This window comes from Nocardioides scoriae, from assembly GCF_900104965.1.
Taxonomy (GTDB): Bacteria; Actinomycetota; Actinomycetes; order Propionibacteriales; family Nocardioidaceae; genus Marmoricola; species Marmoricola scoriae.
Genome location: NZ_LT629757.1, coordinates 4020691 through 4033269 on the forward strand (window position 1 = coordinate 4020691; position 12579 = coordinate 4033269).

The 12579-nt window shown below is 73.3% G+C and carries 16 protein-coding genes; 13 read left to right on the forward strand and 3 right to left on the reverse strand.

Annotation, left to right across the window (positions count from 1 at the left end; genetic code table 11):
• Positions 1-89: 89 nt before the first annotated feature.
• The 8 genes from rpsP (at position 90) to BLU55_RS19085 (ending at position 5081) form a co-directional block, all read left to right on the forward strand.
• Positions 90-611 carry a 30S ribosomal protein S16 gene (gene rpsP, locus BLU55_RS19050; RefSeq protein WP_091733092.1) on the forward strand — a complete coding sequence of 174 codons (522 nt, stop codon included), beginning with the start codon at positions 90-92 and terminating at the stop codon, positions 609-611.
• Positions 612-615: 4 nt separating this feature from the next.
• Entirely contained in the window at positions 616-858 is a 243-nt protein-coding gene (locus BLU55_RS19055; protein WP_091733094.1) for an RNA-binding protein, read from the forward strand.
• A gap of 72 nt (positions 859-930) precedes the next feature.
• Positions 931-1488: a ribosome maturation factor RimM gene (rimM, locus tag BLU55_RS19060; protein ID WP_091733097.1), complete on the forward strand. Its 558-nt coding sequence runs from the start codon at positions 931-933 to the stop codon at positions 1486-1488.
• Between the two features lie 5 nt (positions 1489-1493).
• Positions 1494-2681: a tRNA (guanosine(37)-N1)-methyltransferase TrmD gene (gene trmD / locus BLU55_RS19065; RefSeq protein WP_091733100.1), complete on the forward strand. Its 1188-nt coding sequence runs from the start codon at positions 1494-1496 to the stop codon at positions 2679-2681.
• 158 nt (positions 2682-2839) lie between these two features.
• Positions 2840-3190 carry a 50S ribosomal protein L19 gene (gene rplS / locus BLU55_RS19070; protein WP_091733104.1) on the forward strand — a complete coding sequence of 117 codons (351 nt, stop codon included), beginning with the start codon at positions 2840-2842 and terminating at the stop codon, positions 3188-3190.
• A 94-nt stretch (positions 3191-3284) separates the two neighbouring features.
• Positions 3285-4025, forward strand: coding sequence for a signal peptidase I (lepB, locus tag BLU55_RS19075; protein ID WP_231916966.1), 741 nt, complete (start codon positions 3285-3287; stop codon positions 4023-4025).
• Between the two features lie 7 nt (positions 4026-4032).
• Positions 4033-4773, forward strand: coding sequence for a ribonuclease HII (locus tag BLU55_RS19080; RefSeq protein ID WP_091733107.1), 741 nt, complete (start codon positions 4033-4035; stop codon positions 4771-4773).
• Complete coding sequence (locus BLU55_RS19085; protein ID WP_091733110.1) at positions 4770-5081, forward strand: DUF2469 domain-containing protein; 312 nt, start codon at positions 4770-4772, stop codon at positions 5079-5081. Before BLU55_RS19080 ends, BLU55_RS19085 begins: the two co-directional genes overlap by 4 nt.
• A gap of 16 nt (positions 5082-5097) precedes the next feature.
• Here BLU55_RS19085 and BLU55_RS19090 read toward each other — a convergent pair whose 3' ends face one another.
• Positions 5098-5715, reverse strand: coding sequence for a TadE/TadG family type IV pilus assembly protein (locus BLU55_RS19090; RefSeq protein ID WP_231916967.1), 618 nt, complete (start codon positions 5713-5715; stop codon positions 5098-5100).
• A gap of 169 nt (positions 5716-5884) precedes the next feature.
• Here BLU55_RS19090 and BLU55_RS19095 point away from each other — a divergent pair, with 169 nt between their 5' ends.
• Positions 5885-6340, forward strand: a complete 456-nt coding sequence (locus tag BLU55_RS19095; protein WP_157682952.1) for a TadE family protein — start codon at positions 5885-5887, stop codon at positions 6338-6340.
• 62 nt (positions 6341-6402) lie between these two features.
• Here BLU55_RS19095 and BLU55_RS19575 read toward each other — a convergent pair whose 3' ends face one another.
• Together BLU55_RS19575 and BLU55_RS19675 are read right to left on the reverse strand one after the other, a co-directional pair.
• The gene (locus BLU55_RS19575; protein WP_172833938.1) at positions 6403-7692 is read right to left on the reverse strand and encodes a pilus assembly protein TadG-related protein; all 1290 of its coding nucleotides are present in this window, start codon (positions 7690-7692) and stop codon (positions 6403-6405) included.
• Positions 7677-8183 (reverse strand): TadE/TadG family type IV pilus assembly protein, encoded by a 507-nt coding sequence (locus tag BLU55_RS19675; protein WP_172833939.1) that lies wholly within the window; start codon positions 8181-8183, stop codon positions 7677-7679. Before BLU55_RS19675 ends, BLU55_RS19575 begins: the two co-directional genes overlap by 16 nt.
• A gap of 232 nt (positions 8184-8415) precedes the next feature.
• Between BLU55_RS19675 and BLU55_RS19115 the strand changes: the two genes are divergently transcribed.
• The 4 genes from BLU55_RS19115 to BLU55_RS19130 are packed head-to-tail and all read left to right on the forward strand — an operon-like array spanning position 8416 to position 12566.
• Entirely contained in the window at positions 8416-8778 is a 363-nt protein-coding gene (locus tag BLU55_RS19115; protein WP_091733122.1) for a YraN family protein, read from the forward strand.
• Positions 8778-10394, forward strand: a complete 1617-nt coding sequence (locus tag BLU55_RS19120) for a YifB family Mg chelatase-like AAA ATPase (protein ID WP_231916968.1) — start codon at positions 8778-8780, stop codon at positions 10392-10394. Before BLU55_RS19115 ends, BLU55_RS19120 begins: the two co-directional genes overlap by 1 nt.
• Positions 10391-11605, forward strand: coding sequence for a DNA-processing protein DprA (gene dprA / locus BLU55_RS19125; RefSeq protein ID WP_091733124.1), 1215 nt, complete (start codon positions 10391-10393; stop codon positions 11603-11605). Before BLU55_RS19120 ends, dprA begins: the two co-directional genes overlap by 4 nt.
• Positions 11606-11609: 4 nt before the next feature.
• Complete coding sequence (locus BLU55_RS19130) at positions 11610-12566, forward strand: tyrosine recombinase XerC (RefSeq protein WP_091733126.1); 957 nt, start codon at positions 11610-11612, stop codon at positions 12564-12566.
• Positions 12567-12579: the final 13 nt, after the last annotated feature.

The following is a 12579-nucleotide window of genomic DNA, read 5'->3' on the forward strand; positions in this document are numbered from 1 at the left end:
GTGCCCGCCATCGGGTCACCACCCGCCCTGTCCCCACGGGGTCGCGGAGGTCCCACCACCACACGAACCGTCAAGGAGACACCACAGACGTGGCCGTCAAGATTCGCCTCAAGCGCATGGGCAAGATCCGCCAGCCGTTCTACCGCGTCGTCGTCGTCGACGCCCGCAAGAAGCGGGACGGACGGGTCATCGAGGAGATCGGCAAGTACCACCCCAAGGAGGAGCCCTCGTTCATCGAGGTGACCTCCGACCGGGCGCAGTACTGGCTGGGCGTCGGCGCGCAGCCGACCGAGGCCGTCGAGGCCATCCTCAAGGTGACCGGCGACTGGCAGAAGTTCAAGGGCCTCCCCGGCACCGAGGGCACCCTGCGCGTCAAGGAAGCCAAGCGCGACAAGACCGAGATCTTCAACGAGGCCCTCAAGGACGCCGCCAACGAGCCCAAGGGCGCGGCCGTGACCAAGAAGGCCTCCAAGAAGTCGGCCACCGCCGACGAGAAGACCGAGGACAAGGCCGCCGACCAGGCCGAGGAGAAGACCGAGGCGCCCGCCGCCGAGGCCGAGACCCCCGCCGAGGCCCCCGCGGAGACGCCGGCCGAGAAGACCGAGGCCTGAGCCGATGCTCGCCGAGGCCCTCGAGCACCTGGTGCGCGGGATCGTGGAGCACCCGGACGACGTCGCGGTGCGTGACAAGCCGATGCGCCGCGGGTCCATCCTCGAGGTCCGCGTGCACCCGGCCGACCTGGGCAAGGTCATCGGGCGCGGCGGCCGCACGGCCACCGCGTTCCGCACCGTCGTGGGCTCCCTCGCGGGCCGCGACGGCGCACGGATCGACTTCGTCGACGTCGACCGACGTCGCTGAACCCGTCCACAGGGGCACCCACTCTCGTCGAGAGCGGGTGCCCCTGCGGCATGTCACCCCGGAGGACCTGACGTGAACGACCAGACCGGCTCCCCGAGCCCCTCGCCCGTCGGGCCGGCGCGCGACGAGGACTGGGTCGTGGTCGCCCGCGTCGGCCGGCCCCACGGCGTGCGCGGTGAGGTGACGGTCGAGGCCCGCACCGACGAGCCCGAGCGCCGCTTCGCGACCGGCGCGGTGCTGCAGGCGCCGGGCCGGACCCTCACCGTGGCCGGCTCCCGGCTGCACCAGGGCCGCTGGCTGCTGCGTCTGGAGGAGCTGCACAGCCGCGAGGACGCCGAGGCGGCGCGCGGCCTGGAGCTGAGCGTGCGGGTCGACCCCGACGAGCGGCCCGAGGACCCCGAGGAGTTCTACGACCACCAGCTGGTGGGGCTGCGCGTCGAGACCACCGACGGCACCCCCGTCGGGGAGCTGCTGCGCGTGGAGCACCACGGCGCCCAGGACCTGCTGGTCGTGCGGGCGGGGGAGCGCGAGGTGCTGTTCCCGTTCGTGGCCGCGCTGGTCCCCGTGGTCGACGTGCCCGGCGGCCGGGTCGTGGTCGACGACGCGCCCGGCCTGCTGGACCTGGAGTAGCCCGCGTGCGCCTCGACGTCGTCTCCATCTTCCCCGACTACCTGCGCCCGCTCGACCTCTCGCTGCCCGGCAGGGCGCAGCGCAACGGCCTGCTCGACGTGCGCGTGCACGACCTGCGCGACTGGACCGGTGACCGCCACCGCACCGTCGACGACACGCCGTACGGCGGCGGCGCGGGCATGGTGATGAAGCCCGAGCCCTGGGGCGCGGCGCTCGACGAGCTGCTCGCCGCCCCCGGCGCGGCCCAGCGGCCGACCCTGGTGGTGCCGACCCCGTCGGGCCGGCCGTTCACCCAGGCGGTGGCGGCCGAGCTCGCGACGCGGGAGCACCTCGTGCTGGCCTGCGGGCGCTACGAGGGCATCGACCAGCGGGTCGTCGACGAGGCGGCGGGCCGCATGGAGGTCCGCGAGGTCTCGATCGGCGACTACGTGCTCAACGGCGGCGAGGTCGCCGTGCTGGCCGTGGTGGAGGCCGTGGTGCGGCTGCTGCCGGGCTTCATGGGCAACGCGGAGTCGCTCACCGAGGAGTCGCACGCCGCCGGGCTGCTGGAGTACCCCGTCTACACCAAGCCCGCGTCCTGGCGCGGCCACGAGGTGCCCGAGGTGCTGCTCTCCGGCGACCACGCCCGGATCGCGGCCTGGCGCCACGAGCAGTCGGTCGCGCGCACCGCCGAGCGCCGTCCCGACCTGCTGCACCCCGCCCGCGTCGTCGCGACCGGCACCGAGCTGCGGCTGGCGGTGCCCGCCGACGCCGGCGAGGTCTTCACGCTGCAGCGGGCCTGCTGGGTCCAGGAGCAGCTGGCCAACCCCGAGGTCCGCATCCCCGCCCTGCACGAGTCGTACGCCGACGTGCAGGCCTGGCTGCCGGAGTGGACCACGCTCGTGCTGCGCCGCGGGGGCCGGCTCGTCGGTGCCGTCCGCGGCCGCACCGAGGGCGAGCACACCTGGGACGTCGGCCGCCTCATGGTCGCGCCCGACCTCCAGGGGGAGGGCCTGGGCCGGCTCCTGCTCGCCGAGACCGAGGCCGCCGCGCCCCCGCAGGTGCGCGACTTCGTGCTGTTCACCGGCGCCGGGAGCGTGCGCAACCAGCAGATGTACCGCCGCGCCGGCTACCGGTTGCGACCCGATCTCGAGGCCCCGCCCGGTGCCGTCGTGCTGACCAAGACCCGGCGCGGGGCGGGCCGCACCCGCTGATTTCGTCGTACGCCGCCCCGCATGGCAGAATCGCTCCTTGGCCCGGCTGCCACGGTCACCTGCCACAGGGGGACGACCGGATCGGCGCCGAAGCAGGGCCCGACCATTCATCGAGACACCTATCCGTGGGTGACCTGTGGCAGTCACGAGGAGACACCATGACCAACGCCATCGACGCCCTCAACAGCGCCGTCAAGCGCGACGACGTCCCGGCCTTCCGCGCCGGTGACACCATCAAGGTCCACGTCAACATCGTCGAGGGCAACCGCGCCCGCGTCCAGGTCTTCCAGGGCGTCGTGATCAAGGTGCAGGGCTCCGGCATCGGCCGCACCTTCACCGTCCGCAAGGTCTCCTTCGGTGTCGGCGTCGAGCGCACCTTCCCGCTGCACTCCCCGATCTTCGAGAAGATCGAGGTCGTGACCCGCGGTGACGTGCGCCGCGCCAAGCTCTACTACCTGCGCAACCTCCGCGGCAAGGCCGCCAAGATCAAGGAGCGCCGCGAGTTCTGAGCCTCGTGCTCGGCTCGCCCGGACCGGTGGCCGTCGCGGTGGACCCGACAGGGTTCGTCCGCGGCGGTCACCGGCGCCGGTTAGGCTCGCCGACGTGACCGACGTGGACGAGGCAGCCCCCACTCCCGCCGGTCGGCGGCGAGGCCGCAAGCAGGCCGGCGCCAAGAAGCCGATGCCGCTGTGGCAGGAGACGATCCTGCTGCTCGCGCTGGCCCTGGTGCTGGCGATCGTCATCAAGAGCCTGTTCGTGCAGGCCTTCTACATCCCGTCGCCGTCGATGGAGCCGCAGTTCGTCGAGAACGACCGGATCCTGGTCCAGAAGGTCTCCTACTGGGGCAGCGGCACCCCGCAGCGCGGCGACATCGTCGTCTTCGAGGACCCGGGTGGCTGGCTCGACCCCGCCGACTCCGCGGGCCCGACCAACCCGGTCGCGAAGGTCCTGGAGCGGGTCGGGCTCTACCCGGCCGGTGGCCACCTCGTGAAGCGCGTCATGGCCGTGGGCGGCGACCACATCGTGTGCTGCGACAGCCGGGGCCGCATCACGGTCAACGACCGCGCGCTCGACGAGACCGGCTACCTCCCGAAGGGGATGGACCCCTCCGACATGACCTTCGACAAGACGGTCCCGGCCGGCGACCTGTGGGTGATGGGCGACAACCGCTCCTTCTCGGCCGACTCGCGCTACCACACCGGGGGTGCCGGCGGCGGCTTCGTCGACCAGGACCTCGTCGTGGGCCGGGTGTTCGCGCTGATCTGGCCCTGGGGCCGCGCCGAGCTGATCCACCGCCCCGCCACCTTCGCCGACGTGCCCGACGCGAAGTCGGCCACGGACTGAGCTCCGCATGACCGGCCTTCCCCGGGGGACCACCGTGCGGCGCGACGCGGGCCTCTACGGCTACGAGCGCGCGCTGCGGCGCGCCGGCCTGGCGCCGGTCGCCGGGGTCGACGAGGCCGGCCGCGGAGCCTGCGCCGGGCCCCTGGTCGCGGCCGCGGCGATCCTGCCCGAGGGCCGCTCGGGCATCGTCCCGGGCCTGGCCGACTCCAAGCTGCTCACCGCCCGGGCGCGGGAGCGCTGCTACGACCAGGTGGTGCGCCGGGCGCTCGCGTGGTCCGTGGTGGTGGTCGAGCCGGGGGAGTGCGACCGGCTGGGCATGCACGTCGCCAACGTCGAGGCGCTGCGACGGGCGCTGGCCCGGCTGCCGCACCGCCCGTCGTACGTGCTCACCGACGGGTTCCCGGTCGACGGCCTCGAGGTCCCGGGGCTGGCGATGTGGAAGGGCGACCGCGTCGCCGCCTGCATCTCGGCGGCCTCGGTGATCGCCAAGGTGACCCGCGACCGGCTGATGTGCGAGCTGCACGAGCGCTATCCGGCGTACGACTTCGCGACGCACAAGGGCTACATCACCGACGAGCACGCCGCCGCGCTCGCCGAGCACGGCCCGAGCGAGGTCCACCGGATGCGCTTCGTCAACGTGCGGCGCGCCGCCGGGATCGTCGACCCACCACCGCTCAGTCTTGAACCCCACCTGGAGCCGCCCGACCGGGCCGGCTCCCCCCACCCCGTGCAGGAGGCCGTGCGATGAGCGCCGAGGATCTCGAGAAGTACGAGACCGAGATGGAGCTCAACCTCTACCGCGAGTACCGCGACGTCGTGGGCATCTTCAAGTACGTCGTGGAGACCGACCGCCGCTTCTACCTGTGCAACCAGGTCGACGTGAAGGCCCGCACCGAGGCCGGCGACGTGTTCTTCGAGGTGACGATGACCGACGCGTGGGTCTGGGACATGTACCGCCCCGCCCGCCGGCTCGCCAAGAACGTCAAGGTGCTGACCTTCAAGGACGTCAACGTCGAGGAGCTCAGCCACTCCGAGATCGAGCCCCCCAAGGTCTGAGGGTCGGCCCCCGGTCTCAGCCGATCAGGCGCCACACCGCGCGGCCCGAGGCGTCGTACGCCGTGACGGGGGCGCGCTGGTCGTTGGGCAGCCAGCTCGGGTCGAAGGTGAAGACCTTCATCGCGCTCATGCTGTTGCACTGCGAGCGGTTGCCGTTGCAGGTGAGGCCGTTGTCCGAGGTCGCGTTGGGCGACTGGCGCGTCGAGGTGCCCGTCTCGTCGGTGATGAAGGCCGGCACGAAGCGCTTGATCGGCTGGAAGTTCTTCGAGCTCAGGAACGGCAGGAAGGGGAACTTCAGGTCGGCGCTGTCGAAGGCCACGCTCACCGTGACGTCGTCGCCCTCGGCGACCGGCGTGGTGGCCGTGGAGTAGTCGCGGGTGACCACGACGTTGCCCGTCTGGACCGGGGCGATGCGCTGGGTGACGTCGCTGCGGAAGTCGGTGCAGGCCAGCGGCAGGCCCACGGCGGCGAAGCGGGCGGCGTCGCGGGCGGCGGCGGCGCCCACCTGGGAGGAGCGGAAGTAGAAGCCGTACTGCACGATCCCGAAGACGATCACCAGCAGCACCGGCAGCACGAGCGCGAACTCGACGGCGGCAGCGCCGTCCTCAGCGCGGCGGTGGTTGAGCAGTCTCACAGCAGTAGTGCAAAGCCTGAGGTCTCCCGATGGTGACGAATCCGCCTGAACGGTAGTAGTACGAATGCATCGGTATGGACCAGAAAGCATAAATCATCACGTAATACGTGTATGTCCCTACAATCGCCGTGCTGGCCAGGAGGCCGGGAGTCCACAGCGAGGCGGCACGATGGTCAGGTCCAGGAGCGACGACGGCGCGTCCGCGGTGGAGTTCGCCCTGGTGATGGTGCCGCTGCTGACGCTCTTCTTCGGCATCCTGCAGTACGGCCTCTACTTCTGGACGATGCAGGGCGGTGTCGACGCCGCCCGGCGCGCGGCCCGGACGGCAGCCGTCGGGACCACCGCCGGCTGCACCGACTTCCGACGCCAGGTCGCCGGCTCGCTGGGCGCCATCTCCTCGGACGCGACCAAGGTCAAGGTCGCCCGCACCTACACGACGCAGGCCGGGAGCACGACCGTCGCCCCGGGCGACAAGGTCGAGGTGACGGTCCAGCTGGCGGCGTACGACCTCAACCTGCCGTTCGTGCCCTTCCTCCGTGGGGGCCTGATCTCCTCCACGGCCAGCGCCCGCGTCGACTACCTTCCCGCCGCTCCCGAGAGGTCGTGCACCCTCGCGGCTCCGTGACGAGCGGGCTGCCCAGGTGCAGCTGGTGCCCGCGCGCTCGTGATCGAGGTGCGACTCGATCCCTACCTGGAGAGGCTGGTCTCCCCAGGAAGGACGGCGTACGTCGCGTCGACCGGGTTCGCGACCTCGACGCAGGACTTGTTGCCGTTGGCCTTGATCACCCCGTCGACGATGATGGGACCACCGCTGAACCCGAAGCACGAGTTGCCGTTGAAGTCGAGCTTCGATCGCGGTGCGTACAACGCGCCGGTGATGTTGGTGCCGCCGTTGCCCTGCAGACCGACGTCCCGGGTGTTCGACCGGTCGTACAGCAGTGCCACGCCCTGCAGCGGGCCGGAGGTCGGCGCGGAGAACGCGACCTCTCCGTTCTTTGCATCGAGGTAGCCACCCAGCTCCCCGGGGGAGTTGCAGGGGCGCGGAGTCGAGCCGGTGCTGCAGGTGAAGTAGAGCGTCACGCCGGTTCCGGCCAGGACGGATTTGTTGCTCTCGGTCCAGGCCCCCCGGACGACGTAGAGCCCGGGCTGGAGCGTGCATGTCGACTTGGGAAAGGCGAAGTCGCCGTAGATCCCAGGGCCACCGGCCGTGCCCGTCGAGCACGGGTTGGTCCTGGCGGTGAGTCCCGTGGTGCTGGGCGGAAGGTCCGTGCGGGCGGCCCAGGGGTCGGTGAAGGACCTGATCGTGGTGGCGGCTGGGGTGTAGGTGCCGCCGGAGGCCGTCCCTGCGACCCCGATCGCCCCTCCGATGGCCTTCAGGTTGCCGTTGGGGCCCATGGTGACGTCACCGTTGACGGCGATGCTCCCCCCGCTGACGGTGTAGTCGGCATTGCCCGAGTCCACGGGGCCGAGGAAGCACATTGCGCACTTGAGGGTCTGACCGATCGCGATCGACGCCTCCGCCGCCGCGTTCACGCCGAGCGTCCTGACTCCCGCGCCGGCTCCTATCGCTGTCTTGGTCTCCCGGACGGGGATCAGGACCCGCACCTTGGTCGGTGCGGTCGAGCTGTCGAAGGAGACACATCCGGTGGTCGCCGTGACGACGGCGAGCTTGGCCGGGTCGGTGCACGCGGTCCAGGTGCCAGGGGCCACCCCGGTGTTCTTCTGGGCGTAGCTGATGGCGACGGCGACGGCGGCACTGAGGTCGGGGGTCGAGGCGTTGCTCGTGCTGATGGTGAGCGCCGCGGCCAGGGCGGAGGCGTCGGCCGCGTTCTGCGAGTCCTGACGCACGTCGCGGGTGAAGCCGAACTGCACCACCAGGGCGGCCATGAGGAACAGCGTGCTGAACAGGATGCCCGCCAGCACTGCGACAGCACCCTCCTCGTCACGCGCTCGGTTTCTGCTCAGCACCAGCTCCACGACCCTCCGGTCGGATCGCTCGGGGGCGTGGGGTTGACCCACGAGGCCTTGAGCGCCTCCTGCTCGATGATCATCTGTGTCATGGCGCGGACGCGACCGCCGTCCGGCAGCGGGGCGAGACCGACGCCGCCCTTGGTGATCGCGGCCGAGCAGACGCGCAGCGACTTGCCCTTGACCCAGCCGTCGGGGGCGTACACCTTGAAGACCGGGGAGGCCGTGAGGCTGGAGCCGGTCTGCTTGCCGGCGATGCAGAGCAGCTTGTCGGCGCTGGCGCCGGTCGTGCAGCCGGGGTAGGTGAAGTTCTCCACGACCCCCGTGCGCGCCGTCTCGCGGACGCCCTGGCGCAGGAGGTTCACGTCGTTGAAGTACATGCCGTACTGGAAGATCCCGAAGACGACCAGGAACAAGATGGGGCTGACCAGCGCGAACTCGAGCGCGGACGCGCCTCGTTCCCCGTCGCGCCGAAGCCACGACCGCATCCGGATGGTCATGGACTCATTAAACGACATCCCGCACCATAATGGTGACAAACGGACATCTGGACTCGATCGGATGGTGGTTCCCGCCCGCCGCCACGGCGACCGCTCTCGGCACGCCCGGCTTCCGAGACCCGTCTCGCGGCCCCGACTGGTCGTGCGTCCACAGACGGACCTCGGCGACTGGTTCTCCACAGGAGCGTGCCAGGTGTTCTCGCCCGTGGTCGCCTGGAGGTGGGATCGGCCCATGACCGGAGACCGCAACAAGAGCCTCGGAGCCTACGGCGAGCGGGTGGCCGCCCAGCGGCTGACCGACGCGGGGATGACCGTCCTGGACCGCAACTGGCGGTGCGACGCCGGCGAGGTCGACCTCGTGCTGCGCGACGGGGAGGTGGTCGTGATCTGCGAGGTCAAGACGCGCAGCTCCGCGGCGTACGGCCACCCGCTGGAGGCGGTCGGCGCGGTGAAGGCCGCCCGGCTGCGCCGGCTGGCGGCGCTGTGGCTGCAGGCCCACGACGTGCACGCCCCGGGCGTGCGGATCGACGTCGTCGGGGTGCTGCTGGCCGCACGCGGCGCAGCCGAGGTCGAGCACGTGCGCGGGGTCGGCTGATGGTCGCGACCACGCACACCGTCTCCCTGCAGGGCACGACCGGTCACGTCGTCGACGTCCAGGTCGACCTGGCCCCGGGGGTGGTCGGCACGACGCTGGTCGGTCGGCCCGACGCCTCGATCAACGAGGCCCGCGACCGCTGCAAGGCCGCGATCGGCAACACGGCCTTCGCCAGCGACAAGCGGCGCTGGCCCAACACCCGTCGCGTCACGATCCTGCTGTCACCGGCCGACCTGCCCAAGCGGGGCTCCCACTTCGACCTGGCCATCGCGGTCGCCGTCCTGGCCGCCGCCGACCCCTCGATCCCGGCGTCCTCGCTGCGCGACGCGGTCCTGGTGGGCGAGCTCACCCTCGACGGCCGGGTGCGGTGCGTGCCCGGCGTGCTGCCGATGGTGATGGCGGCCGCGGCCCGCGGCACCCGGACGGTCTACGTCCCCGAGCCGCAGGTCGACGAGGCGCTCATGGTGCACGGCGTCGCGGTCTTCGGCGTCCGGTCGCTGGGCCAGGTGGTCGCGCTGCTGGCGGGGGAGGAGGTGCCGGACGCCCCGCCCGTCGAGGCCGTGACGGGCGCGCCGCTGCTCGCGTGGCGGGGCGAGGAGCGCCTCGAGGACCTTGACCTCGCCGACTTGCTCGGCATCCCGGACACCCGCTACGCGGTCGAGGTCGCGGCCGCCGGTGGCCACCACCTGATGCTCACCGGTCCCAAGGGCTCGGGCAAGACCACCATCGCCGAGCGCATCCCGGGCCTGCTGCCCGACCTCAGCGACGAGGAGTCGCTCGAGCTGACGGCCGTGCACTCGCTGTGCGGCGCGCTGCCGCCCGGCACCACCCGGCTCACCCGCCCGCCCTTCCGGGCACCCCACCACTCCGCCTCGCGCAGCGGGCTGCTGGGCGGTGGCACCGGCCGGGTCCGGCCCGGCGACGTGAGCAAGGCCCACCTCGGGGTGCTGTTCCTCGACGAGTTCCCGCTGTTCCCCAGCGACGTCGTGGAGGCGCTGCGCGAGCCGCTGGAGGCGGGGGCGATCTCGATCTCGCGCGGCGACGACGACGCGACGTACCCCGCCCGGGCGATGTTCGTCTTCGCCGCCAACCCCTGCCGCTGCGGCGAGTACCACCCCTGGTCGCGCGAGCACCGGTGCGTCTGCCACGAGGCGAAGCGCCGCGAGTACCGCGCCAAGATCTCGGGCCCGATCGCCGACCGCATCGACATCACCCGGTTCGTGGAGCCGGTGGACCCACGAGCGGTGGCGCCGCTTCCGTTCGAGCGGCCCGAGTCGAGCGCCGTCGTCCGCGAGCGGGTCACGCGCGCCCGGCAGCGGCAGGCGACCAGGTACGCCGGCCTGCCGTGGCGCCTCAACGCCCACGTCCCCGGCCCGCTGCTGCGCGACGAGTGGCCGCTCGCCCCGGCCGCCGCGGCGCGCCTGGAGGAGGAGGTGGTGACCGGCCGGCTGACCAGGCGTGGTGCCGTCCGCGTCCACCGGGTGGCGTGGTCGGTCGCCGACCTGGGTGGCCGGACGCAGCCGGACGGCGAGGACCTCGACGTGGCGCTGCGGCTGCGCTCGGCGGCCCCGCTGCTGCTCGCCAGCCTCGACCGTCCCCGGGCGGTGGGGGCGTGAGCGCCGCTCCCCAGGACGAGCGCCTGGCCCGGGTGGTGCTCTCGCGCATCGGCGAGCCCGGCGACCCGCGGCTGACCGACCTGGTGCACGAGCTCGGCCCGCTGACCGTGCTGGGGAGCCTGCAGGAGCAGGCGGCCTCGCGCGAGCTGGGCGAGGACCTGGCCGACCGGCTGGTGGCCGTCGACCCGGCGCTCGAGCTGGAGCGCGCGGCCCGGCTCGGGGTCCGCTTCGTGGTGCCGGGAGACGCCGAGTGGCCGCCCGGGCTCGACGAGCTCGGCCGCGCCCCCCACCTCCACGAGCGGGGCGGGGTGCCGGTCGGCGTGTGGTGCCGCGGGCCGCTGCGGCTCGACGAGGCCGTCGGGCGCGCCGTGGCGGTGGTCGGCTCGCGCTCGGCCACGACGTACGGCGCCGCGGTGGCCACCGACGTCGGGTCGGTCCTGGCCCGGCACGGGTGGACCGTGGTCTCGGGGGCGGCCTTCGGCATCGACCAGGCGGCCCACCGCGGGGCGCTGGCGGGGCGCGGCGCGACCGTGGCCGTGCTCGCCTGCGGGCCCGACCGGGCCTACCCGACGGCCCACCGGGCCCTGATCGACCACGTCGCCGACGTGGGCCTGGTGGTCTCGGAGGCGCCGCCCGGCTGCGCCCCGACCCGGATCCGCTTCCTGGCCCGCAACCGGCTGATCGCGGCGCTGTCGCAGGGCACCGTGGTGGTGGAGGCGGCGGTGCGCAGCGGTGCCCTCAACACGGCGTCCTGGGCGGCCGGGCTGGGGCGCCCCGTCATGGGCGTGCCCGGTCCGGTGACCAGCGCTCCCTCCGCCGGGGTCCACCAGCTGGTGCGGGCCCGCGACGCGCTGCTCGTCACCAGCGGCGAGGAGGTGCTGGAGGCGGTCGCCCCCGCGGGCACCCACCTGCTCGTCGAGCCGCGCGGGCCCGAGCAGCCGCGCGACCGGCTCAGCCCCCGGGAGCGCCAGGTCCTCGACGCGGTCCCGCTCGTGCGCGGTGCCGACCTCGTGGCGGTCGCCCGCACGGCCGGGCTCTCGCGCGCCCGCACCCAGGAGGCGCTGGTCGCCCTGCACCGCGCCGGCCTGGTGGAGACCGCGCTGGGCCGGTGGCGGCTGCGCGACGGCGAGGACCAGCTGCCGCTGGCTGGGCCGGGCGGGGCCGACGGGGGCGCGCCTGCGGTCGGGGGAGCCGGGGGCTGCCTACCCTGACCGGGTGAGCGAGCAACCGGAGCGGGGCGGGGGCGAGGTCGGGGACGACCTGCCCGAGGCGTTCGCACGGGTGCTGGGCGCCTACGAGCGCCACCTCGCCTCCGAGCGCGACCTGACGCCCCACACCGTGCGCGCCTACCTCGGCGACGTGGCCGGGATGCTGCGCCACGCCACCGCGCTGGGCCACGCCGACCTGGACTCGGTCGACCTGCGCGCGCTGCGCAGCTGGCTGGCCAACCAGCAGACCCGCGGCAAGGCGCGCACCACGATGGCCCGGCGGGCCACCGCCGTGCGGGTCTTCACGGCCTGGGCCCACCGCACCGGCCGGATCGCCACCGACCCCGGCGCCACGCTCGGGTCCCCGAAGGCCCACCGCACGCTGCCGCCGGCCCTGAGCGCCGAGCAGGCGCGGGGGCTGCTCGACGCCGCGGCCGGCCACGCCGACGACGGCAGCCCGGTCGGCCTGCGCGACGTCGCGGTGCTCGAGGTGCTCTACGCCACGGGGATCCGGGTGGGGGAGCTGTGCGGCCTCGACGTCGACGACCTCGACCGCGAGCGCCGCGTCCTGAGGGTGATGGGCAAGGGCCGCAAGGAGCGCACGGTGCCGTACGGCGTGCCCGCCGACCGTGCGCTCGGTCGCTGGCTCGAGCGGGGCCGGCCGCAGCTGGCCGTCCCGGGCGCGGGAGCCGCGCTGTTCCTGGGCGTCCGCGGAGGTCGGGTCGACCAGCGGGCGGTCCGGACCCTGGTCCACGCCCGGCTGGCCGAGGTGCCCCACGCCCCCGACATGGGCCCCCACGGGCTGCGCCACACGGCGGCCACGCACCTGCTCGAGGGCGGGGCCGACCTGCGCACGGTGCAGGAGCTGCTGGGCCACGCGTCGCTGGCCACGACGCAGATCTACACCCACGTGAGCAGCGACCGGCTGCGCTCGGCGTACCGCCTGGCCCACCCGCGCGCCTGACGCCGGCAGCGCT